The organism is Catenibacterium mitsuokai (assembly GCF_025148785.1).
GTDB lineage: Bacteria > Bacillota_I > Bacilli_A > Erysipelotrichales > Coprobacillaceae > Catenibacterium > Catenibacterium mitsuoka.
Genome location: NZ_CP102271.1, coordinates 1,566,352 through 1,587,352, shown reverse-complemented (window position 1 = coordinate 1,587,352; position 21,001 = coordinate 1,566,352). Strand labels below are relative to the sequence as shown.

Here is a 21,001-nt window from a genome sequence, read left to right as displayed (position 1 = left end):
GAGATAACTACATGGAATTTAGTATTAATGGAATCAACTGGACAATGGAATATGCCGACAGCGATAAGGACTTTTTAAACGACGGTGATAACACTATCCTAGGCCTTACGAAGTTTCTAGAACAAACAATCTATATTCGAAAACGAATGTCTAAGGAGTTAACAAGAAGAACAGTGATACATGAATTATGTCACTGTTTTTTATTTTCTTTAGGCTTCTCAATGGATTGCTATACAGAAGAAACAATGTGCGATTTATTTGGAAATTATGCTGATCATATTGTTGGTTTAGCTGATGACTTTGAAAAAGAGGTGATTGAATGCTGACAGAAGAAGAAATCTTGAAGTTTATCAATGATGATAAGACATCAAAAAAGAAGCGACTCGCAAGAGTCGGAGAACGCTATTATGAGTCTGAACACGATATCTTAGATTATAGAATGTTCTACTATAATCAGGACGGTGTTTTAGTCGAAGATACAACTAGATCCAATGTTAAGAAGTGTCACGGCTTCTTTGGTGAATTGGTGGACCAGGAAGTACAGTATATCTTGAGCGGAAAAGACGGCATAGTTCACTCAGATGACACTAAGCTTCAGAAAGAGTTGAATAAGTATTTCAATAGAAAATTCAAAAACGCTCTTAGTGAAGTGATTACTGGTGCTATCACGAAAGGCTTTGAATATATGTATGCCTACGTAAACAAGAAAGGCAGATTAACATTCGAGCGTGCTGATTCTCTAGGAGTTATTGAAGTCAGAGAAAGAGAGACTGATGATGGATGCGCATATGTCATTTATTGGTACATTGATAAACTGACCAAAGATAACAAAGCAATTAAACGTATTCAGGTATGGGATGAAAATCAGACATATTACTATGTTCAGGAAGAAAACGGAAGACTTCTTTTAGATGATTCAGAACGAATTAATCCAAGGCCACACGTAATCTACACCAAAGATGGTGATGATACTATCTATTATGAAAATTTTGGCTATATTCCGTTTTTTAGATTAGATAACAACAAGAAGCAGCATTCAGGAGTCAAGGCTATTAAGTCGTTGATTGATGATTATGACATGATGTCATGTGGTTTATCGAATAACTTAGCCGACTTTGACAATCCAATTTATATAGTGAAGGGCTTTGAAGGGAATGACTTTGAAGAATTACAAACTAATCTGAAAACAAAGAAGATGATGGGAGTTCCAGAAGGTGGAGGGCTTGAAGTTCATACTGTTGAAGTACCTTATCAAGCGAGAGTTGCGAACATGGATAAGGATGAAGAAAATATCTATCGCTTTGGCATGGGCTTTAATTCCGCACAGGTAGGTGACGGCAATGTTACAAACGTAGTAATCAAATCAAGATACGCTCTTCTAGATCTTAAGTGTAATAAGCTGCAGGCAAGGCTTGAGGAGTTCCTAGATAACATCCTTGAGGTTGTTCTAAAGGAAATCAACAAGAACAATAAGACCGATTATGATATCGATGATGTTTATTATAGTTTCGAAAAAGAAATCATAACAAATGAATCAGACAATGCACAGATTGAATTATTAAAGGCTCAGAAGAGACAGACTGAAATTAATACTATTCTTTCACTTGCTGAAGAAATTGATAACGAGACTATTGTTAAATTGATTTGTGAACAGATGGACATCGATTACGAAGAAATCAAAGATAAACTCCCAAAGCCAAAAGAAGCGTATGAGCAAGTAGATGATGTGACCGATACGTTAAACAATACGGTGCCAGATGAATAAGAGACAGCTAGAAGTTGAAAAAGCCAAACTGCGAGAAGAGAAGAAGCTTCTGAAGGAATTAAAAAAGATATATGAAGATGCAGCTAAAGAAGTAGAACAGAAAATAAGGATTTCAAACGGTAAGATTGATTTACTCCTTTCTGTATTTGATGAATTAGATGAAAAGCAGAAATCATTGCTTCAATCTCAGATATATCAGAAGAAGTTTCAAGAAAATCTCAAAAAGCAGTTAGATGAACTGATTGGGAATTTAAACGCTGATTCTTATGACAGTATTACAAGATATCTAACAGATTCCTATTACACAGGATATATCGGAACTATGTATGATATTCAAGGCCAAGGCATACCGCTAATTACTCCTATCAATGAGAAGCAAGTCACAAGGGCTATGACATTAAATACTAAATTGAGTGTACCACTGTATACTAGAATGGGTATTGATGTTGGAGTCCTCAAAAAGCAGATTGCAAAGCATATCTCAAGAGGTATAGCCACATCTTCGTCTTATGCACACATTGCTAGAAACATAGATGGAGCATCTAATATTGGTTTTAATAAAGCAATGAGGATTGCTAGAACCGAAGGGCATAGAATACAGGTTCTTAGCGCTAATGATGCGCAGCATGCAGCAAAAGCCAAAGGTTGTGAAGTAGTCAAGCAGTGGGATGCTACACTAGATGGAAGAACTAGACCAATGCACAGGCTTCTTGATGGGAAGCTTGCAGAAATAGACGAGCCTTTTGTGGTAGATGATATGGAAGTTATGTATCCTGGAGGCTTTGGGATTGCATCACAGGATGTAAACTGCAGATGTGCGCTCCTTCAGCGTGCTAGATGGGCTTTAGATGCTGACGAACTCAAGACACTGAAAGAAAGAGCCGAATATTATGGGCTTGATAAGAGCGATGATTTTCGAGACTTTAGAGAAAAATACTTGATGACATCGAACAGATTGAAAAGCTCAAATGATGATGGTAATATAAACATAGAAATAGATGGGTTCGCGCCTTGCCTTATTGAATGCAAAACAGGCAGAGTGGTTAATACTACTGTGAAAGAAATGAAACGAAGTGAATTAAAAGGATATAATAAGACAAGCGGATGGGTCATTAATTGGACTAAGGTTCCACATGATCAGATCATAAAAGCTATATTCGCAGAAGGTAACGAGGAAATACAAGGGCTTATAGCGTATAAACCTGTGCATGAAAATTTAACTATAAAGATTCATTGGATAGTCGCCAATCCTAAAAGTAACGGCCATTTAACGAAAGATAAAGAGTATAAAGGAATCGGTGCCCATTTATTTGCTATTGCAGCAAAGGCCTCGTTTGATGAGGGTTATGATGGTTATGTTGAAAGCAAGGCTGCAAATAGTAAATTACTAAATTATTATATTAGTAAAATAGGTGCAAAATATGTAGGTGGTTATGATTTTTATTTAGATACCGCAGCAGCAAAAGAGTTATTAGCAAAGTGCAATTGGAGGGATGAATGATGAAGAATAAATTTGAGCCAATACCAGATCCGACAGAAGAAGATGGATTCGAAGGCATATATGTTGGGGATTTAGAAGATGGTGAAAAGTGTAGTACAAAACCGGTGCCGTATGATTTGCGTGGTTTGACAAAATATTTACAAGAACACCATCTGGATCAGCCAACAGAAGAAATACTATTAATGTTTAGAAAGTAGAAGTTATTTAAACGGTTCCTCAGAACCGTTTTTATTTTACTCTGAAAGGAGGCATTTAATGTCTGAAGGACTGCGACCACACAGGCACTGTTACTTTGAAGTAGAATCAAGAAGATACTTCGATAAAAATAGAGGCTGTGCAATCAGAAAAACGCACTATGAGTGCATGATATGTGGTCATGAGTTCTATGAAACAGTAGAACTTTCTCATGATCCACCGCAATACAAGAATAAAAACAATGTATTAAACAAAAATAGAAACAGAGGCTAGACGTAGGCTCTTTTTATTTTGCCCTGAACACGGCATTTAAAAGGTTTAAAAATTCATCCAGCATGATGTTAAAACTGCGACCGCACTAGAAGACACTAGATTTAAAAACGTAGCGGAGAGAGGTATTACATGGATTTTCTTAAAGATATTCTAGGCACTGAATTATTTGAACAGGTGGCTAATGCAGTAAATGCATATAACGGCAATGAAGCGAATAAGGATAAACAGATTAAGATTGCAAATCTAGCAAGTGGTAAATACGTTGATAAAGGCAAATATACGGCTCTTGAGGAATTATTAAATAAGAAAGATACCGATTTAACGGACGCTCAGAAACTTATTGAAGGTCTAAAAGAATCGGCCGGAAAAGGCGAAGATATGGCTGCTAAGATTACAGAATTTGAGACAACTATCAGAAATCAGCAGGAAGAACTAAAAAAAGCAAAGACAGAGTCAGCATTAAAGATTGAACTTCTTTCAGCTGGTGCCAAGGCTGACGACATTGATTATTTACTTTTTAAATTAGGTAATGACAGTGATTTTAAGGCTGAACTTGACGAAAACGGCAAGTTAAAAGGCATTGATGAAAAAATGAAGAATTTAAAGACTATTTATCCTAATCAGTTCGAAGCCGAAACATCTAAGAAAATTGATGAAAATAACTTACCAGGTGGCAAAACCGACGATACTCCTGAACCAACCACATTGACAGGAGCAATCAGAAACAGATATGAAAATAAAGAATAAAGAGAGGATTAATATATGCCAATTTTATTAAAAGACATGAAAGTTGGAATGCATGACAAAGTCGCTGAACAGGTAGTTGACTCATTTATCAGACATTCCGAAGTATTAGAATTATTACCATTCGATAATGCAGTATCACCAAGTGGAGGCTCTACATTAACATATGGATATGTACAGACTAAATTACCTTCTAACACTGCATTCCGTGCTTTAAATACTGAATATGCTTCTAGTGAAGCAAAATTAGAACAGAAAGCCGTTAACTTAAAGGTATTCGGTGGCGCTTTCGAAATTGACCGTGTTATTAAGGATGCAGAAGGCATGTACGATAACATGGCATACCAGATTGATGAAAAGGTCATCTCAGCAATTGGAACATTCCACAATGCTATGATCAATGGAGATTCAGCAACTAACTCTGAAACCTTTGACGGCTTAGACAAGTTCTTAGTTGGTCAGACAACAGAATTCAATACAGGCGCTTACTATGATTTATCAACAATGGCTAAGTTAGAAGCTAATGCCAGCACATTCTATGAAGCATTAATCAAATTAATCAACAGAACAGGCGCAGATGCTTTATTTGTGAATGAAGATATGAAATCTAAAATTCAGACTGTCGCTAGAGTATTGGGATATAAGACAGAAAGCGAAGAAGCTTTCGGCCGTGTCGTTACTACTATTGGAGAAAATAAAGTAAGATTAATTGATTTAGGAGACGTTGTAACTGCTTCAGGAGAAACAGCTGTTGAAACTCCTATCATCGGATTAAAGACTAGAAAGGTTGGTTCTGAAGCAAGTGTGACAGGATTAACAGATATCTATGCTGTTAAGTTTGATGTAAAGAAAGGATTCCACGGTGTCACTTTAACAGGATCTAGCGGAGTGAATACTTATTTGCCTGATTTCAACACTCCAGGAGCAGTCAAGAAGGGTGAAGTTGAAATGGTTGCTTGTGTTGCCTTAAAGAATACAAAAGGCGCTGGAGTATTAAGAAACGTTAAAATCTTATAGGAGGTATGACTATGGATAAAAAGAAACATTATGAAGTAAAAACACCTATTGAAGATTATTGCGGCATCGGGGCTGCAGGTATTCAGTTCGCTTACGGGAAAGCTGAAGTATATGACGAATGGGTGGCGCAGTGGTTCAAAGAACATGGATACACTGTAAAAGAAGTGAAAGAAGAAACTGAGACAGTTTCAGAAGCACCAAAAACAGAAGCCAAGCCAAAAGGCAATGCTAAAAAATAAGAAAAGAGGTGATTTTCTATGATCATGACAATTGAAGAGTTCAGGCTTTTGAACGATACAGATGACTCTGATGGAATCATCAAGATGAAATTAGAAGCCTTAGAGTTGATGATTAGAAAATACACTAATAATAATTTCCAAATGCGCAATTTTAGAACGACCGCCAATATAAAAGACGGTCGTTTTTCTTTTAATGGTCCTCAATTTTTTAAGGTCGGTGACACTGTACAGGTATCTAATTCATCTTTTAATGATGCTTTATATACTGTTACAGAAGCAAATGAGCATGACTTTGTGGTTGACAAGCCTGTCAATAATGAGGCTCGTGTACTATGCACTAAAGTTGAATATCCTGCCGACATTAAAATGGGAGTTATCAACCTTATGAAATGGGATAAAGAGAACAGAAGCAAGGTCGGAGTACAGTCAGAAACGATTTCTAGACACTCTGTGACCTACTTTAACATGGATGGGGATAATTCCTCTCTTGGCTATCCAAAGTCTCTCACAGGCTTTCTAAAGCCTTACATGAAAGCGAGATTCTAAGTATGATAGGTGGAAACATTACAGCAACTCTTCAAAAGTGCATCTATTCATTCAACGAGATTGGTGAACCTATTGAAGATTATACAGATTCAATCTCTTTGTTTGGTTTCTTAGATTTATCAAGTGGTGATAGCCATTACACTAACTTTAACGCAAAGGTACAGGAGTCAACCCATATCTTTTTATGTGATTATAAGGACTTAAAAGGCTATAAAGCTGATAACTCAAGACTGATTGTAAATGGTGAAGTCTATGATGTAACTCTCATTGATGATCCTATGAATTTACATCAACACTTAGAGATATATCTACAGTACAAAGGAGCACAAGATGAGCGTACAGTTTGAAGATAACTCAATGTTTATAATCGATGAAATTGAGAATGCAGCTTTAAAATTCTTAGAAGAAGCAAGCGGAGAACTAGAATCACAGGTAAAAAGAAATACCAGGGTGGATACTGGACAATTAAAAAACTCATGGGAGCATGTGGTAGATGCTGACAATATGATTGGTATTGTTGGATCATCTGAAGAAAATGCTATATGGGAAGAATTTGGTACAGGTGAGTATGCTCTTAAGGGCAATGGTAGAAAAACCAAATGGAAGTATAAGCATCCTAAATATGGATGGGTTACTACTACAGGGAAAGCACCATCAAGAGCGCTCGAGAAAGCCAAGAACTCCTCTAAGAAAAAGATTCAAGCAAGAGCCGAGGAAATCTTTGGAGATATTGGAAAATGACACCAGAAGGCTTGAAATTTATTTCTAAGACATTAAAACCACTTGTGAACTATCATTTTCTTTATTACAAGACTGATAAGGTTGAATATCCTTATTGGGTTGGCGAGTACTTAGAAAATGAATACAGTGCAGAGACCAATTACCAAGGAACCACTTTTATTCTTACAGGTGTCACAAGAGGCAGTTATTTAGAACTAGAAAAGCAAAAGGAAATTATTAAAAAGGCTCTCAAGGATAAGAGAGCTATCTTGTCGAACGGAGCAGGCATAGCCGTACATTATGACTACTCAATGCCGATTCGCACAGACGATATAGAATTGCAGAAAATACAGATTAATTTAACTATTCAGGAATGGGAGGTATAAATATATGGCGAATGAAATCATTCCTTCAAGTGGGATTACAGCCAAAACACCTGAAAACATTATGTTAGGTGCTGGAACTATTCACAAAGGTTTGAAATACGAAGGTGGTAAATGGAACTTTGTAGAATCATTATTTTGTGCTACATCAGGCGGTGGTTCAGTAAGTTTTTCCCCTGAATTATTAGACTTAGATATTGATGGAGCAACAGTCAAATTCGTTGGTGGCACTCTAAAAGTCGGAGAAAGCGCCAAGATGAAATTTAAAATGGCAGAAATCACTCCTGATTTTATTAAAAAGTCTATCTTTGCTAAAGAAGCGGAAAACAGCACGGCAACAGGATATACAGAATTAGTGTCTAAGCCACAGATTGAAACAGGTGACTATTATGAACATCTAGCGTATGTCGGAAAGAAGATTGATGGAACTCCAATCATTGTTATTTTTGATAAGGCTTTATGTACATCAGGACTTTCCGTTGAAGGCGAAAATAAAAAGATGGTAGTACCTGAAGCAGAATTTGAATGCTATGCAGAATTAGAACAGGCTGATAAGAATGTACTACCTTATCACATCTATTACCCTAGCGCCGTAGCTGCATAACTAAAATAAGAATTGAGAGGAGTTATTTATGGAATACAAATTAAGAAAATTAAAAGCAACAGATGCATTTTTAATCATTAAATTAATCAATAAGTTTGGCATCATGGAATTCAAGAAATGCTTTAATGCAAATGAGATTGCTAAACTAGCAGAAAATAAGGAAGGACTATCAAAAGAGGAACTAACTGAAAAAGTTGGCTTCAATATCATTCTTTCTTGCTGTGCAGTTATTTTTGAGAACATTGGAAAATGTGAAAATGAGGTTTTTGAATTCTTGTCAGCTGTAAGTAATCTAAATAGAAAGCAGGTTGAATGCTTATCACTTGCAGAACTTGCACAGATGATTATTGAAATCTTTCAAAAAGATGAATTCAAAGATTTTTACAAGGTTGTTTCTGGATTGCTGAAATAGGAGAAGTCGGCTTCATGGATTTGGTTTATAAGAGATATTCAAACCCCATGGAGTTGATTGATAACATGATCTCTTTATCTAATTTTTCAGAGTTCATTTCCGAGCTTGCTGACAATGTGTCAGAAGAGAAGTTATACGACATTTGGAAGTCAAAAGTTTATGACAAGTCATTTGCTGACTTTAAGAATGAAATGATGGCTAAGTGGAAGAAAAATACAGGAATTGAAACATCTGAAACAATGACAGACGAAGAGATGGAAACAACTATAAATGACTCCTATGAAATTCTTAACAATTTTAATCCTAATCTTTAAGAAAAAGAGAGGGGGAAATAAATGTTAGAATTATTTAAACTCTTTGGTATTGTCGGTCTAAAAGGTGTCGATAAGACAAAGAAGGATTTAAAAGATACAACTAACACAGCAAAAGAAGAATCTAGCAAGATTGAAAAAGCTGTAAACAAGACAGGTGAGATTGCTTCTAAAGTTGGGAAGCTAGCGGTCAAGGGAGTTGCTGCAGCGGGTGCTGCAATAGGGACTATCACAAAGTTCGCTGTATCTTCTTACTCTGAATATGAGCAGTTAGTTGGTGGTGTCGAAACCTTATTCGGTGCTCAGGGCATGAGCCTAAAGAAGTACGCTAAATCAATCGGCGAGACTGTCGGACAAGCGAAAGGAAAATATGATCAGTTAATACAGGCACAGACGGACGTTATGAATAATGCAAAAGTAGCATATAAGACGGCTGGAATGAGTGCGAATGATTATATGAACACTATTACTTCTTTTGCTGCAGCATTAAAGCAATCAACAGCCAATGAGACAGAAGCGGCTAAGGTTGCTAATATGGCTGTTATTGATATGGCTGATAATGCGAATAAGATGGGTACCAATATGGAAGATATCCAAAACGCTTATCAGGGGTTCTCAAAGCAGAACTACACAATGTTGGATTAACAAAATAGTTCAACTAAAACCTCGTGAAAACGGTGGAACTCTTAGAAAAGACAATACCGTGCCAAGACTAGAAATAGTAAGGTGTAACGACTATCGAAAGCACATAATAAATGTTATGAAAGTGAGTAGAGTACAATCAAGTGATTGGAAGTGCGAGGGAACGATTATATCGTTCAAGAGATAGTCTACTCTTTATAGTGATATAAAGCAGTTCATAAGAGAACGATGTAAGATTAACGACCTTACATGAATACAAAGGAATTTAAAATTGGGATACGGTGGTACTAAGTCAGAGATGGAGCGACTTTTACAGGACGCCGAAAAACTGACAGGTATACATTATGATATTAATAATTTAAGTGATGTATACAAAGCAATTAACGCTATTCAAGGCAAACTCGGAATAACTGGTACTACTGGCGAAGAAGCGATGAAAACCATCGACGGCGCGATGAAGATGACTAAAGCGTCATGGGATAACCTTTTAACAGGTCTAGCAGACCCTAAACAGGCAGTCGGACCGCTTATTAGTGAATTTACTAATAGTTTGGGAATTCTTGCCAAAAATGTGACTCCAAAAATCAAAGAGGTATTTAATGCGCTTCCTGATGCATTGATACAGATAACTCCGCAATTAATGAATACGATCATTGATTTAGCACCATCATTAATTCTTGCAGCTATTAATTTAGTGGCTGGGCTAATCGGTGCGCTCCCAGGAATATTGGAACCGATTTTTTCAGAATTAACAGATATATTCAATAAGATTCCTCAATTCTTGAAAGGAAATGCGAATATAGTAGATGGTTTCCTAAAATCTATTGACAGCGGGAAGCCTTCAATAGCTGCAAAAGGGATAGAGATGATAACGTCACTTATCAACGCTATCGTAAACAGTCTTCCTATTATTGTTCAGATAGGTGCGAAAATAATTGACAGTTTAGGAAGTTCTATATCTTCAAATATGCCTTCGTTCTTGTCGAGATTTCTTGATATTCTAATTCAGTTATCACAGGCGATATTAACTAATCTTCCTATTCTAGTAGGTGTCGGAATGAAATTAATCTTTTATTTAGTTCAAGGATTAATGAGTTCACTTCCTACATTGATATCTAAAGTGCCAACAATCATCTCTAATCTAGCAGATGCATTTTCTAACAGTGCACAAACTATTTTTGTGTGGGGAATTAAGATTATTGCTGAAATCATTAAAGGATTAGTAATGGCAATTCCTTCATTAATCGCGAATATCCCTAAAATTATCTATGCCATTTTTGCTGTGTGGAACGCTATCAATTGGTGGAACCTAGGGGAAGGGCTTATCAAAGGAATTAAGAAAGGCATTACCAGCATGGGAGAATCTCTTACTAGTTCAGCAAAGAACTTATTTAACAGCCTAAAAAGTCATGTATCAAGCATTTTCAATAACATTAAGAACGTAATTCAAAGTCCTATTTTTAGCGCTAAGACCAAGGTTTTAGCAATCATAGGAGAATTACAGAATGGTGTTAGAGTAGGATTTAACTTTATTAAGTCACATGCCTCAAGTATATGGAACGGCATAAAGAATGCGATTATGTCTCCAATGAGTGCTGCTGCTAACTTTGTGAAAGCCATCATAAGCAAGATTAAAGGATTCTTTAATTTTAAAATTTCATGGCCACATATCCCATTGCCTCATTTTAATATCAAGCCTAATGGTTGGAATGTTGGGGACTTACTAAAAGGTAAAATCCCATCGCTTGGTATTAAGTGGTATGCGCAGGCTATGGATAACCCAATGATTTTAGACGCTCCAACCATTTTTGGAATGTCTAACGGTCAGATGCTAGGTGCTGGAGAAGCAGGCGCTGAAGTTATTGCTGGTAGAGACACATTAATGAAGATGATTAATCAGGCATCTAACAATAGGGCTGATGAAATCCTAGACGCATTGCATAGAATCATTGCCTTATTAAGTGATGAAGATAGAATGCACGATATTATCGTAAAAGCTTTAAATGATGGCTCTTTTGTTGTTATGTTAGATGGCAGAGAAGTAGGAAGGATAGTGAGAAAATATGCTGGATAAAATTAAACATACAAATTCAAACAATGAAACACTAGACTTTACTTCTCTTGGTATCTTTGCAAATTATAGTGATTTACGTGATTTTGAGTGGAGCGTTAAAACGAATAACAATAGGATTACAGGATTTTATAAAGGGGTTGTCACTAAGACAATTCCTTTTGTTTTCCTTGTTGATCAGCAGAAAGCCAATGAGATTAAAAACCAATTTTATGAGCATTTTGAAATAGACATACTTAAAAAAGAGAAAGGATATTTTGAAATCAATGGTTATAAATATTATTGCTATGCAATCAAGTCCACTAAAAGCAAATATCTAATTGATAAGAGACTCTTATATTTAAGTGTTGAAATCACTACAGACGACTCTTATTGGATTAAAGAGACAACCTACACCGCTGACTTCAGTTCTAGCAGTTCGAGAACTGTTACAAAGTATCCTTTTGCATATCCTTTTACTTATTCAGTACCGAAGACGGTCAACATTGTAAATGAATCATTTACTGATACAGACATGATCATGCGAATATATGGAAGATGTACGAATCCTATTATTAATATCAGTGACAACACTTATCAGTTATACGTGACCTTGAACGCTGAAGAATATGCAGAGATTGACACGTTCAAGAAGACTATCACAAAATATTCTTCTAATGGAGTGCAGTCTAATATATTCAACAGTCGTAACAAGTCATATGATGCTTTTAAGAAGATACCTCAAGGCTCATTTGACATAACTACAGTTGGAGTTGAAAAAGTTGACATAGTCTTGATTGAAAGAAGAGGTGAGCCTAGGTGGGATTAGAATATATCTATACAGATGCTAACTATAACGAATTAGGATACCTCACTCATTTTGATGCTGACATTGAGATAGGAAAGTATGATGTAAGTAAGAACGATTTTGAATTGACATTATCCTTGGAAGATAGAGACCCTTTGTTTACTGTGGGGTCTCTTTTCTATAAGGAGAACACTGAAATTGGTGGAGTAATCCAGAGATTGAAGATTAATACGTCAGATAACACTATCACTTTGATAGGTCCTACATTTCGAGGACTGCTAGAAAAGGAATATGTACAACCACCAGCAGGAAGTGCATATTTAACTTTAAATGGTGAAGCTAACACATGCATCAATACTCTCATTGGTGACAGGTTCGATAGTCTCTATACAGTCGATAATGTGGGCGCTAGCAATATCAACGTTAAATATGATGTAAGAGATATAAATCTTTTACAAGCCTTAGAGAAAGCGTTAGGCGCTAGTAATGCGAGATTATGCATTAGGCATCGTGTTGATGGGAAAATCCATCTATATGCCGAAAAAATCAACGATTTAAGCAACACGCTACAGTATGACAATGACTATCAGATAGATATGACAGTAAAGACCGAATCTAAGCCATATAATCATATTTTATGTCTGGGAAAAGGTGAACTCCTGAATAGATTAAGAATTAACTTGTATCTACAGTCTGATGGATCATGGTCAGAATCCAATGATACTTATGCAGGGCTCAACAGGAAGACATACAAACATGAGGATGTAAATGTTGAAAAACGTGATGAATTAATCAAGAATGCGACCGAGAAGGTAGCAGAAGCAAACGAGAGCGACACATTAGAAATCTCTTTTGATGCTGATGATGCAGAACTTTTTGACATCGTTGGAGCAAAAGAAAATATTACAGGCATATCGTTCAAGGAGCCGATAACTCAAAAAATAATCAAGATTAGTGATGATGATATTTCAATTTCTTACAAGGTAGGTGATGCGAAGTGATAAAGAACATTAATATTACAGATGCTGAAGTCAGTGCCGAACTGCATGGATATATGTATCTAGCGTTATATGACTTTCAGGGCATTTTACACGCAGGAAGCAGAATGACGGCTGAAATTGTTTCCAACAATGAAATCAAGATTAATGACGGCATCCTGTGCAACTATGGCCGTTTTATGAGAATCGTTGGGAGCGAAACGGTACGCATTGAAAATGGTACAAGTGGAGTGAAGAGAACTGACTTGATTGTAGCAAGATTTACAACCACAGGCACAAAAGAGACTCATACTCTTACAGTTATTAAAGGGTCAGCAGGTGGAGCAGAACCATCATACAATCAGACCGACATATACAGCGGTACAGGCACAAGAGACTTAGTATTATATGCGGTGCATCTAGATGGATTAAATATCACATCTGTTGAGCGTAAATGTCAGGAATATATGAGTATGAGAGAACTTATTGATAAGGTCAATACACAAGAAAGCGGAACAAAACTCTATGGGCATGATGTTCTCGATGTCAAGAATGGTATTACGTTAGAGGCTAAATGGAATGACACTTATATAGAATTCTATTGGTACGGCACACTCACCACTGCATGGAACATGACTGGTGGCGCCGATGGAGAAAAATTCGGAAATGATTCTACAATGAAAAATGTTCTTAAAACCCATACAGCTTTCATGTTTGATATTTCTGTTAGTCCAGACTGCCCAATCATGTTCAAGTATGATAGAAACAAAAACGGTTTCAGTGTATTCTCTATGAAGAATTGCACTGTTTCTAAAGGAACATGGCTCTCTGGCAGCCATATGATGCTCAGATAGGAGGTGATGCATATGATTAGAGGTACATCACCAACAATAACATGTGAGTTTCCTTTTGATATATCTACACTTTCTTACGCTTATTTCACGATTGCTCAAAATGAGCGAATTATGCTTAATAAAAAAATTGAATGTGAAGGGCTTGAAGGAAGACAGATAAAAATACACCTTACGCAGGAAGAAACTCTTAAATTAAAAGAGAATCTACAGGCAGAAGCACAGGTGAGAGGAATTACAAGAGATGGTGAAGCTATCGCATCAGATATCATTAAAATATATGTTGATAAGATTTTAAAAGATGGAGTGATCTGATGTGCAATTTAGGTCTAATGATATTCGATTCAGGTTAAAATTTCATACTAATGACGCATCTTTTAAGTTTAAGGTTCATGATATGGAAAACGGCTTCAAATTCCATTATGATGATTTTTTTGAAGTTGACAAAAGTTATGATGCTTATTTAGGAGAGTATGAGGTTGTTCCAGCAATCAAACAACAACAACTAGATACTAAAGATAAGCTAATGAAAAAAAATGTGGTTATTAGCGCAATCCCCTTCTTCGAGACTAGTAACGATGAAGGGGGTAATACAGTATACATAGGAAAGGAATTATAACATGGCAGAAACTAAACATATAAATAAGGTCGTCTATGGTGGCAAGACATTAATCGACTTGACAGGTGACACTGCGACAGCAGACAAAGTATTGAAGGATTTGACGTTCCACGATAAGACAGGTGCCACAGTCACAGGGACTTGTACATTTGATGTAGATTCTGGTGATGCGACTGTGGCAGTCGCTGAAATGCTAGCTGGAAAGACTGCGTATGCAAGAGGCACTAAATTAACAGGTACCATGAAGAACAATGGTTCTGTTAAAGGAAGCATCACAACCAAGGCACAGGTATACACGATTCCCCAGGGGTTTCACGATGGTTCTGGTAATGTTCAGATTGCGACTGCTGAACAGGCTAAACTTATTCCTACGAATATTCGTGATGGAGTAACAATCCTAGGCATCAAAGGTACTATGTCGGGAACAGAAGGTGCTAAACCTCAGCAGAAGACAGTGATACCTAGTACAACTGCGCAAACAATCATGCCTGATACAGGATATAACTATTTATCACAGGTTACTGTTAATCCGATTCCATACGCAGAAAGTGAGAACTCTGCTGGCGGAACTACAGTAACAATCGCATAGGAGTGTTTATATGAGCATCAACAAGGTCATATATAACGGAAAGACATTGATTGATATATCAGACAGTACAGTAACTGATGATAATATTGAAGAAGGGCTGATTGCCTATTCGGGAGATGGGAAAAGGGTGGTAGGAACTAAGATGAATCTAGAAAACAGAAGCAAAAGAAAACTGATTTTCATTGGTGACAGTTATGGAGATGGTTATACTCCTGATGGAAATGCCACGGGTTGGTGCGACAGACTCAAGAATAAGTTAGTGAATTGCCACTTCTCTGCAGCCAACATCTATATCAATCATAAAGGTGGTGCATCCTTTTCTAATCCATCCAATAACTATCTGACTCTACTTAAAGGTGTTCAGGTGAGCAATAAAAAGATGGTAACTGATATATTGATTGGTGGTGGCTATAACGAGCTGGCATATGGCGATAAAGCAGACACTGTTAAATCCAACATCGATACAGTGATATCATATGTACAGAGTACATATCCAAATGCAGTTGTTCATTTTGCACCTTTTGGAGTCGCGTTCAAAAACAGAAATAACCAATTTGCATTAAGATATAAATTGATGCCTGCATACATAACAAAAGCGTGCTATACAAATCAGCCTTTTATGTTAGTTCCAGGTGCTGAGAACATTCTGTCTTTTGAAAACATGATGAGTTCTGACGGGATTCACCCAAATGAATGGGGATTAGAAAACATTGCTGAGTATCTAAAAGGATATATTCTAGGTACAGGTAGCAGTGCGATTGATAAGAGACAGTTAAGCGTAAGTTTAAATGGTGGCACATTTACAGGTACTATGTACGGACAGTGCTTAGGTGATATTAATATCTATAGAATTATGTTTAATTCATCGGTTAAGAATCTTAACTCCAATGGAATAAATGGGTTCAAATTATATAGTCCTCGTATTGGTGATGCTTTCCCTTGGCGAGCTCCTAATATGGGGTATACGGATGCTAATGCAATCATACAGGCTAACGGTGGATTCTTTGACGTTCCTGTCAAATTCAACGTTACTAACAATAATGAATTATATATGCAATTTAAGCAGTGTAACTCTGCTCACAACAATTATCAGAGTTATTCGAACATCACTCAAATTCAGCTAGATGCATGGATCATTGCAGAAAATATGTAATAAAGAGGTAATAAAATGAAATTATACGACACATCGCTAAAATATATGGACACTCTTAATGCAGTAGGGGGCACTATTGTAGCAGTGTTAACCGCTGCATTAGGTACGCACTGGTTTTTATTTATTGGTTTTTTAATCTTGAATATTATCGACTACATTACAGGAGTTAGAAAATCAAGATTGACAGGCAAAGACAACAGCGCCAAGGGAGTGCGAGGAGTGTGGAAGAAACTAGGCTATTGGTTAATGGTTTTAGTTGCATTCTTGGCTTCCGCTATCTTCATTGAAATTGGTAAGACTATAGGCATTGACTTGGCGGTTACTGCCTATATTGGGTGGTTTACTTTGGCATCTCTCATTATCAATGAGTTACGCAGTATTCTTGAAAATTTCGTTGAGGCAGGGGATAACGTACCATCCGTACTTACAAAAGGTTTAGAAGTGGCTGAAAATGCCATTAAAAAAGGAGAAGAATAATGGGCAACGATGAATTTTTAAAGATTGCAGTTGAAGAAGTAAGAAGATATACAGATGAACATCTAGAAGAGCCACAGGAGTATGATGTGTATGTGGTATGGGTGTGTAAGACACTTCAGAATAACAAGGCTCTTTTGTCAACTACTCTGCCAGACGGTATGTATTTTGAAGTGACTTATAATGGAGACAAAAAAGAATTATACTTTGATGCCTACCATAAATTAGAAAATAGATGTATTAAAGCGGAGGGATAAACATGGCAAGTTATTTTAATCTTGTATTAGATACACTCGCTCCCCAGGGACTGACTGTCAAGCTAAACAATGGATCACAATACACTACATCTAAGAATGTTACTTTAAGCATCTCAGTATCTGATACATCCACATCAGGATATCAGATGAAGGTGTGGGGCATCAACGGTGCTGAGAAAGAATCAGATGCTTCCTGGGAGACTTTTGCAACTTCCAAGAGCATCACTTTATTAAACAATGATGGACTCAAGACAGTTTACGTAAAAGTACGTGATGATGTTTACAATGAGACAGCATCAGCATCTGCTACTATCACATTAGATACATCAGTACCAGCAGTCACTATTATCGGACCAGACGTATCAAGAATCTCTAAGACAGCACCTAAAAACGTAGCTACATTCAGTTTTACTTCTGATGTTGCATTTACAGAATATAAGGTCAAAGTTGTTCCTTCTAAGTCTTCATTGCATGATTCTGGTGTTCTTATTGGTTCTGCAAATGGCTCTACTAATATGAGTGCAACTGGAACGTTTAAGGCTAGCACAGCAATCTCTTGCAAGATTTATGGCAAAGACCTCGAAGCTGCTTCAAGTGGAGATGGTGAGAAGATCATCAAGGTATTCGTTAAGAACGCACACGGCACTTGGTCAGTGGCTTAATTATGGCACAGGAATATACAGTAACGGCAGAAGCCACAATGTCTAAAATCCATATTTCAGGTAGTGGACACAATATAGAGAAAGTTACATGGACTATTCCTTCTCTGCCATCAAATGCGATAGTCGTCAATGTTAAATTCTCAGGAATATTCAACTGTTCATATACTTATGCCAATGCAGTCAGATTCACCATAAATAGTGGGACACAATACAAGAAGACTGCCAGCGTAACTATTGATTTAGGCACTTCACTTGATGGCTCGGTCGAATGTGATGCGTGGGGAGCATCGTGGGCCGCTGTTGGTAATGTATGGCTTACTGAAGGACTTATCACAGTCACTTATAGACTTGCTGAGGCACCTATCGTAACAATTGATAGTATTGATAAATATCGAATATCTAGAGTATTAGGTATCAACGAGTGTATCTGTAGATTTCATTGTGATATTGATGTATCTGAATGGGAGGCTCGTGCTACTCGTGAAGGCGAAGCATCCGGAAGAGGAATAGGGTTACTCGTTGAAAGTGGAACGAATCTAAAAACTGGAGAAACAGGAATAGTTAGTGTATTAGACACAGAGTTGTTAAATGGAGATGGAGAATATCTCATAAGAATATATGCTAAGTCATCAGATGGAGTGTGGTCAGGATGAGTAGAGGATGGTTCACTCTTTTTCTTTATTCAGGACCAGATGAAGCACAGACTACTGAAGTAGATATAGAAGCCTCTCATACTGTAGGTGTGGATATTAGCAAGTGTACACACGTTAACGCTTCAATAGATGCTGATCATAGGAATATCAATATAGCTGCACAAACTGCATTAGATGCTGAAATTGAAGTAAGCAATACAATGCATATAGATATCGGAAAGGTTTCGCATTTTGAAGGAGATGAATAAATGAATTGCAATAAGCGTGATATAGATGTGATTGAAGGAACTACACATCTTATCAGATTTTCGTGCTCGTCTGATGGCGAGCCTTTTAATTTCAATGAATATAGGGCTCTTCTTGTAATCATTGATGGCGATGAGATTAGAAGAAAAGAAACAACAATCAAGGATAATGTAATAACTGCGAAGATAGATCCTACTGATACACTAGGCAGAAGCAGAAACGAGCTTTCTTATGAATGCCGTGCTTTCTCAAGCGCAGGAGATGTGTTTCATATATCTTTAGGAGATATCAACGTCATCAAGGCGAAAGCACCTATTATCAAATATGAGGAGAATTAGAAATGAAAATATTTATTTCACAACCTATGAAGGGATTGCCTGAAGAAGAAATCAGACACAATAGAGAAAAGGCTATCAAAAAAATCAAAAGTCTCTATGGTGATGATGCTGAAATTATTGATAGTTATATTAAAGTAGAAGGCACTCCTTTATGGTGCCTTGGTAAATCTATTGAATTATTATCAACTGCCGATGTTGCTTACTTTTTAAAGGGATGGAACAAAGCAAGAGGGTGCAGAATTGAATATATGTGTGCGTCAGATTATGGAATAGGTGCATACTTAGAGGAGGAATAAGAGTATGAATTTCAATGTACATGGTGGACATTCATTGAAATGCCGTGGTGCTAGTGGATTACTCGACGAAGTCAATGAAGATAGAAAAGTTAAGAACAGAGTTATCGAATTATTAAGAAATGAAGGACATACAGTATATGATTGTACCGACGATAATGGAAAAGACCAAAATTCAAATCTTAAGGCAATTGTTAACAAATGTAATGATCATAAGGTTGACTTAGATGTCTCAATCCACCTCAATGCTGGAGGAGGCACAGGAACAGAAGTATACATCTATAGCGATAACTCAAAAGCGAAAGACGAAGCAACTAGAATTGCTGATAATATTTCTAACACTTTAGGAATTAGAAATAGAGGTGTTAAAGTAAGCAATAAGTTATATGTGCTAAGAAAATCAAAAGCTCCAGCACTACTTGTTGAGTGCTGCTTTGTTGACAACGCTATTGATAAAGTGAAATGGAACGCTGACAAGTGCGCAAAGGCAATTGTAGAGGGTATCTTAAATAAGAGTGTTAATGAACACGTTGAAACTCCTACACCTAAGCCACAGAGCAATGCATCTAATGCTTTAGGTACTTATATGATTACTGCTAGTGATTTAAGCGTCAGAACAGGACCAGGGGCTAACTGTAGAAGAAAGACATATGAGGAATTAACTAAGAACGCTAAGGCTCACGATTACGATAAGGACGGATGTCTTAATTACGGTACTCGTGTCACTGTATCTCAATTCGATGGAGATTGGGCAAAGATTCCTAGTGGATGGGTTGCGAGAAAGTATTTGAAAAAAGTCTAATTTAAGTTTTATTATGAGGTTATTCATAAAGATGTTGACTAAACTCGACTAAATCTCGACTACACAACAATTTAAAGCATAAGAAAGGACCAGGGCTTAATTGCTCTGGTCCTTTTTTGCTTTCTCAATATCATCTCTTATAAGTTTTTTAATGTAACCCATTTTAGATTCGACATGATCAAGTTTTTCTAGAATGTCTGCATCTGTTTTCTTATTGAATGCAAGATTGACACATTTCGTCATCTTCTTAGCATAGTTTGCGCTAGCTTTCTTCTGCGCTTCAGTTGACACGGTTATACCTCCCTTAGAATAATTTTGAAATCAAGAATACTAATACTGCAATAAGCCCAATCAATTCGATAGCTTTTAAAATTAATTTTTCCATTGTTTTCTTTGAAAAGTGGTTTTATAATGGTAATGGGAAGAGAGGACAAGCCTCTCAACCTACTTAGTTGAATAGTTTGATTAGAATCAAAACCCAACCAATCAAGGAAATGATTTTAATCACTAGCGCTTCGAATAGGTCCAATATTCGAAGCATTTTTTTTAACTTCTTTTCCACTTTCCTTACCTCCTTTCTTGATTATAGTATATCATAAAATTATACATATGTCAATGTATATTGATATATTTATGAGAATATTATATAAAAAATATCAGTAAACAATGATAGTTTTTGCGTTTTAATTATGTTGTTTCTAACACTCAAAATGAGCGTTAGAACTTATCAAAAAATAAAAAAATGGCTTATTAAGCCATAAAATTAGAATCATAAGTGAGCGTTAAATAAGTGTTAGAATGAGCGTTATAAATATATGATGCGCCACTATGTAGGTACTAAACTAGTAACAAATCAGTAACAGTGGGTAAAAAGTCT

The 21,001-nt window shown here is 36.6% G+C and carries 33 protein-coding genes; 32 read left to right on the top strand and 1 reads right to left on the bottom strand.

The annotated features are described in order from the left end of the window. The first annotated feature begins 11 nt into the window (after positions 1–11). From NQ499_RS08180 to NQ499_RS08025, 32 genes are all read left to right on the top strand, one after another. Positions 12–326, top strand: coding sequence for a hypothetical protein (locus NQ499_RS08180; protein ID WP_006505309.1), 315 nt, complete (start codon positions 12–14; stop codon positions 324–326). After that, the gene (locus NQ499_RS08175) at positions 320–1,765 is read left to right on the top strand and encodes a phage portal protein (RefSeq protein WP_006505310.1); all 1,446 of its coding nucleotides are present in this window, start codon (positions 320–322) and stop codon (positions 1,763–1,765) included. Before NQ499_RS08180 ends, NQ499_RS08175 begins: the two co-directional genes overlap by 7 nt. After that, entirely contained in the window at positions 1,758–3,266 is a 1,509-nt protein-coding gene (locus tag NQ499_RS08170) for a phage minor head protein (protein WP_006505311.1), read from the top strand. The genes NQ499_RS08175 and NQ499_RS08170 overlap by 8 nt, the downstream gene beginning before the upstream one ends. Continuing rightward, the gene (locus NQ499_RS08165; RefSeq protein ID WP_006505312.1) at positions 3,263–3,463 is read left to right on the top strand and encodes a hypothetical protein; all 201 of its coding nucleotides are present in this window, start codon (positions 3,263–3,265) and stop codon (positions 3,461–3,463) included. Before NQ499_RS08170 ends, NQ499_RS08165 begins: the two co-directional genes overlap by 4 nt. Before the next feature lie 58 nt (positions 3,464–3,521). Beyond that, entirely contained in the window at positions 3,522–3,734 is a 213-nt protein-coding gene (locus tag NQ499_RS08160) for a hypothetical protein (protein WP_006505313.1), read from the top strand. A 129-nt stretch (positions 3,735–3,863) separates the two neighbouring features. After that, the gene (locus tag NQ499_RS08155; RefSeq protein WP_006505314.1) at positions 3,864–4,481 is read left to right on the top strand and encodes a phage scaffolding protein; all 618 of its coding nucleotides are present in this window, start codon (positions 3,864–3,866) and stop codon (positions 4,479–4,481) included. 15 nt (positions 4,482–4,496) lie between these two features. Then, entirely contained in the window at positions 4,497–5,495 is a 999-nt protein-coding gene (locus NQ499_RS08150) for a major capsid protein (protein ID WP_006505315.1), read from the top strand. A gap of 11 nt (positions 5,496–5,506) precedes the next feature. After that, positions 5,507–5,734: a hypothetical protein gene (locus NQ499_RS08145; RefSeq protein WP_006505316.1), complete on the top strand. Its 228-nt coding sequence runs from the start codon at positions 5,507–5,509 to the stop codon at positions 5,732–5,734. Between the two features lie 18 nt (positions 5,735–5,752). After that, positions 5,753–6,280: a head-tail connector protein gene (locus tag NQ499_RS08140; RefSeq protein ID WP_006505317.1), complete on the top strand. Its 528-nt coding sequence runs from the start codon at positions 5,753–5,755 to the stop codon at positions 6,278–6,280. A gap of 2 nt (positions 6,281–6,282) precedes the next feature. Further along, the gene (locus NQ499_RS08135; protein ID WP_006505318.1) at positions 6,283–6,627 is read left to right on the top strand and encodes a head-tail adaptor protein; all 345 of its coding nucleotides are present in this window, start codon (positions 6,283–6,285) and stop codon (positions 6,625–6,627) included. Then, positions 6,611–7,021: an HK97 gp10 family phage protein gene (locus tag NQ499_RS08130; RefSeq protein ID WP_006505319.1), complete on the top strand. Its 411-nt coding sequence runs from the start codon at positions 6,611–6,613 to the stop codon at positions 7,019–7,021. Before NQ499_RS08135 ends, NQ499_RS08130 begins: the two co-directional genes overlap by 17 nt. Next, positions 7,018–7,386 carry a hypothetical protein gene (locus NQ499_RS08125; protein WP_006505320.1) on the top strand — a complete coding sequence of 123 codons (369 nt, stop codon included), beginning with the start codon at positions 7,018–7,020 and terminating at the stop codon, positions 7,384–7,386. The genes NQ499_RS08130 and NQ499_RS08125 overlap by 4 nt, the downstream gene beginning before the upstream one ends. 4 nt (positions 7,387–7,390) lie before the next feature. Beyond that, positions 7,391–7,987 (top strand): hypothetical protein, encoded by a 597-nt coding sequence (locus tag NQ499_RS08120; protein ID WP_006505321.1) that lies wholly within the window; start codon positions 7,391–7,393, stop codon positions 7,985–7,987. Between the two features lie 28 nt (positions 7,988–8,015). Beyond that, a complete protein-coding gene (locus tag NQ499_RS08115) occupies positions 8,016–8,399 on the top strand; it encodes a hypothetical protein (RefSeq protein WP_006505322.1) in 384 nt (127 codons plus the stop codon). Between the two features lie 14 nt (positions 8,400–8,413). Further along, positions 8,414–8,713 carry a hypothetical protein gene (locus NQ499_RS08110; RefSeq protein ID WP_006505323.1) on the top strand — a complete coding sequence of 100 codons (300 nt, stop codon included), beginning with the start codon at positions 8,414–8,416 and terminating at the stop codon, positions 8,711–8,713. A gap of 21 nt (positions 8,714–8,734) precedes the next feature. Beyond that, complete coding sequence (locus NQ499_RS08105) at positions 8,735–9,355, top strand: hypothetical protein (RefSeq protein ID WP_006505324.1); 621 nt, start codon at positions 8,735–8,737, stop codon at positions 9,353–9,355. Between the two features lie 295 nt (positions 9,356–9,650). After that, complete coding sequence (locus tag NQ499_RS08100; RefSeq protein ID WP_006505325.1) at positions 9,651–11,426, top strand: phage tail protein; 1,776 nt, start codon at positions 9,651–9,653, stop codon at positions 11,424–11,426. Then, the gene (locus NQ499_RS08095) at positions 11,416–12,231 is read left to right on the top strand and encodes a hypothetical protein (protein ID WP_006505326.1); all 816 of its coding nucleotides are present in this window, start codon (positions 11,416–11,418) and stop codon (positions 12,229–12,231) included. Before NQ499_RS08100 ends, NQ499_RS08095 begins: the two co-directional genes overlap by 11 nt. Further along, on the top strand, positions 12,222–13,211 hold the full coding sequence (locus NQ499_RS08090) for a Gp37-like protein (protein WP_006505327.1): 990 nt from the start codon (positions 12,222–12,224) through the stop codon (positions 13,209–13,211). Before NQ499_RS08095 ends, NQ499_RS08090 begins: the two co-directional genes overlap by 10 nt. After that, positions 13,208–14,041, top strand: a complete 834-nt coding sequence (locus NQ499_RS08085) for a hypothetical protein (RefSeq protein WP_006505328.1) — start codon at positions 13,208–13,210, stop codon at positions 14,039–14,041. Before NQ499_RS08090 ends, NQ499_RS08085 begins: the two co-directional genes overlap by 4 nt. 12 nt (positions 14,042–14,053) lie before the next feature. Continuing rightward, positions 14,054–14,353, top strand: coding sequence for a hypothetical protein (locus NQ499_RS08080; protein WP_040389772.1), 300 nt, complete (start codon positions 14,054–14,056; stop codon positions 14,351–14,353). Between the two features lie 82 nt (positions 14,354–14,435). Continuing rightward, positions 14,436–14,657, top strand: coding sequence for a hypothetical protein (locus NQ499_RS08075; protein ID WP_155812615.1), 222 nt, complete (start codon positions 14,436–14,438; stop codon positions 14,655–14,657). A gap of 1 nt (position 14,658) precedes the next feature. Continuing rightward, positions 14,659–15,246, top strand: a complete 588-nt coding sequence (locus tag NQ499_RS08070) for a hypothetical protein (protein WP_006505331.1) — start codon at positions 14,659–14,661, stop codon at positions 15,244–15,246. Positions 15,247–15,256: 10 nt separating this feature from the next. Beyond that, positions 15,257–16,399 carry an SGNH/GDSL hydrolase family protein gene (locus tag NQ499_RS08065; protein WP_006505332.1) on the top strand — a complete coding sequence of 381 codons (1,143 nt, stop codon included), beginning with the start codon at positions 15,257–15,259 and terminating at the stop codon, positions 16,397–16,399. Positions 16,400–16,414: 15 nt separating this feature from the next. Then, positions 16,415–16,876, top strand: a complete 462-nt coding sequence (locus tag NQ499_RS08060; protein ID WP_006505333.1) for a phage holin family protein — start codon at positions 16,415–16,417, stop codon at positions 16,874–16,876. Next, a complete protein-coding gene (locus tag NQ499_RS08055; protein ID WP_006505334.1) occupies positions 16,876–17,130 on the top strand; it encodes a DUF6275 family protein in 255 nt (84 codons plus the stop codon). The genes NQ499_RS08060 and NQ499_RS08055 overlap by 1 nt, the downstream gene beginning before the upstream one ends. Positions 17,131–17,132: 2 nt before the next feature. After that, on the top strand, positions 17,133–17,792 hold the full coding sequence (locus tag NQ499_RS08050) for a hypothetical protein (protein ID WP_006505335.1): 660 nt from the start codon (positions 17,133–17,135) through the stop codon (positions 17,790–17,792). Positions 17,793–17,794: 2 nt separating this feature from the next. Then, a complete protein-coding gene (locus NQ499_RS08045) occupies positions 17,795–18,445 on the top strand; it encodes a hypothetical protein (RefSeq protein ID WP_006505336.1) in 651 nt (216 codons plus the stop codon). After that, positions 18,442–18,693, top strand: a complete 252-nt coding sequence (locus NQ499_RS08040) for a hypothetical protein (RefSeq protein ID WP_006505337.1) — start codon at positions 18,442–18,444, stop codon at positions 18,691–18,693. Before NQ499_RS08045 ends, NQ499_RS08040 begins: the two co-directional genes overlap by 4 nt. Then, positions 18,694–19,029: a hypothetical protein gene (locus NQ499_RS08035; RefSeq protein ID WP_006505338.1), complete on the top strand. Its 336-nt coding sequence runs from the start codon at positions 18,694–18,696 to the stop codon at positions 19,027–19,029. 2 nt (positions 19,030–19,031) lie between these two features. After that, complete coding sequence (locus NQ499_RS08030; RefSeq protein WP_259848479.1) at positions 19,032–19,325, top strand: DUF4406 domain-containing protein; 294 nt, start codon at positions 19,032–19,034, stop codon at positions 19,323–19,325. Positions 19,326–19,329: 4 nt separating this feature from the next. After that, on the top strand, positions 19,330–20,124 hold the full coding sequence (locus tag NQ499_RS08025; protein WP_259848478.1) for an N-acetylmuramoyl-L-alanine amidase: 795 nt from the start codon (positions 19,330–19,332) through the stop codon (positions 20,122–20,124). A 96-nt stretch (positions 20,125–20,220) separates the two neighbouring features. On the opposite strand, the gene NQ499_RS08020 is transcribed toward NQ499_RS08025, so the two are convergent. Continuing rightward, positions 20,221–20,415, bottom strand: a complete 195-nt coding sequence (locus NQ499_RS08020; RefSeq protein ID WP_006507052.1) for a hypothetical protein — start codon at positions 20,413–20,415, stop codon at positions 20,221–20,223. Positions 20,416–21,001: the final 586 nt, after the last annotated feature.

Coding starts and splice junctions, on each gene's coding strand:
- NQ499_RS08180 (WP_006505309.1), top strand. CDS start 12: ATGGAATTTAGTATTAATGGAATCAACTGGACAATGGAATATGCCGAC.
- NQ499_RS08175 (WP_006505310.1), top strand. CDS start 320: ATGCTGACAGAAGAAGAAATCTTGAAGTTTATCAATGATGATAAGACA.
- NQ499_RS08170 (WP_006505311.1), top strand. CDS start 1,758: ATGAATAAGAGACAGCTAGAAGTTGAAAAAGCCAAACTGCGAGAAGAG.
- NQ499_RS08165 (WP_006505312.1), top strand. CDS start 3,263: ATGATGAAGAATAAATTTGAGCCAATACCAGATCCGACAGAAGAAGAT.
- NQ499_RS08160 (WP_006505313.1), top strand. CDS start 3,522: ATGTCTGAAGGACTGCGACCACACAGGCACTGTTACTTTGAAGTAGAA.
- NQ499_RS08155 (WP_006505314.1), top strand. CDS start 3,864: ATGGATTTTCTTAAAGATATTCTAGGCACTGAATTATTTGAACAGGTG.
- NQ499_RS08150 (WP_006505315.1), top strand. CDS start 4,497: ATGCCAATTTTATTAAAAGACATGAAAGTTGGAATGCATGACAAAGTC.
- NQ499_RS08145 (WP_006505316.1), top strand. CDS start 5,507: ATGGATAAAAAGAAACATTATGAAGTAAAAACACCTATTGAAGATTAT.
- NQ499_RS08140 (WP_006505317.1), top strand. CDS start 5,753: ATGATCATGACAATTGAAGAGTTCAGGCTTTTGAACGATACAGATGAC.
- NQ499_RS08135 (WP_006505318.1), top strand. CDS start 6,283: ATGATAGGTGGAAACATTACAGCAACTCTTCAAAAGTGCATCTATTCA.
- NQ499_RS08130 (WP_006505319.1), top strand. CDS start 6,611: ATGAGCGTACAGTTTGAAGATAACTCAATGTTTATAATCGATGAAATT.
- NQ499_RS08125 (WP_006505320.1), top strand. CDS start 7,018: ATGACACCAGAAGGCTTGAAATTTATTTCTAAGACATTAAAACCACTT.
- NQ499_RS08120 (WP_006505321.1), top strand. CDS start 7,391: ATGGCGAATGAAATCATTCCTTCAAGTGGGATTACAGCCAAAACACCT.
- NQ499_RS08115 (WP_006505322.1), top strand. CDS start 8,016: ATGGAATACAAATTAAGAAAATTAAAAGCAACAGATGCATTTTTAATC.
- NQ499_RS08110 (WP_006505323.1), top strand. CDS start 8,414: ATGGATTTGGTTTATAAGAGATATTCAAACCCCATGGAGTTGATTGAT.
- NQ499_RS08105 (WP_006505324.1), top strand. CDS start 8,735: ATGTTAGAATTATTTAAACTCTTTGGTATTGTCGGTCTAAAAGGTGTC.
- NQ499_RS08100 (WP_006505325.1), top strand. CDS start 9,651: ATGGAGCGACTTTTACAGGACGCCGAAAAACTGACAGGTATACATTAT.
- NQ499_RS08095 (WP_006505326.1), top strand. CDS start 11,416: ATGCTGGATAAAATTAAACATACAAATTCAAACAATGAAACACTAGAC.
- NQ499_RS08080 (WP_040389772.1), top strand. CDS start 14,054: ATGATTAGAGGTACATCACCAACAATAACATGTGAGTTTCCTTTTGAT.
- NQ499_RS08075 (WP_155812615.1), top strand. CDS start 14,436: ATGGAAAACGGCTTCAAATTCCATTATGATGATTTTTTTGAAGTTGAC.
- NQ499_RS08070 (WP_006505331.1), top strand. CDS start 14,659: ATGGCAGAAACTAAACATATAAATAAGGTCGTCTATGGTGGCAAGACA.
- NQ499_RS08065 (WP_006505332.1), top strand. CDS start 15,257: ATGAGCATCAACAAGGTCATATATAACGGAAAGACATTGATTGATATA.
- NQ499_RS08060 (WP_006505333.1), top strand. CDS start 16,415: ATGAAATTATACGACACATCGCTAAAATATATGGACACTCTTAATGCA.
- NQ499_RS08055 (WP_006505334.1), top strand. CDS start 16,876: ATGGGCAACGATGAATTTTTAAAGATTGCAGTTGAAGAAGTAAGAAGA.
- NQ499_RS08050 (WP_006505335.1), top strand. CDS start 17,133: ATGGCAAGTTATTTTAATCTTGTATTAGATACACTCGCTCCCCAGGGA.
- NQ499_RS08045 (WP_006505336.1), top strand. CDS start 17,795: ATGGCACAGGAATATACAGTAACGGCAGAAGCCACAATGTCTAAAATC.
- NQ499_RS08040 (WP_006505337.1), top strand. CDS start 18,442: ATGAGTAGAGGATGGTTCACTCTTTTTCTTTATTCAGGACCAGATGAA.
- NQ499_RS08035 (WP_006505338.1), top strand. CDS start 18,694: ATGAATTGCAATAAGCGTGATATAGATGTGATTGAAGGAACTACACAT.
- NQ499_RS08030 (WP_259848479.1), top strand. CDS start 19,032: ATGAAAATATTTATTTCACAACCTATGAAGGGATTGCCTGAAGAAGAA.
- NQ499_RS08025 (WP_259848478.1), top strand. CDS start 19,330: ATGAATTTCAATGTACATGGTGGACATTCATTGAAATGCCGTGGTGCT.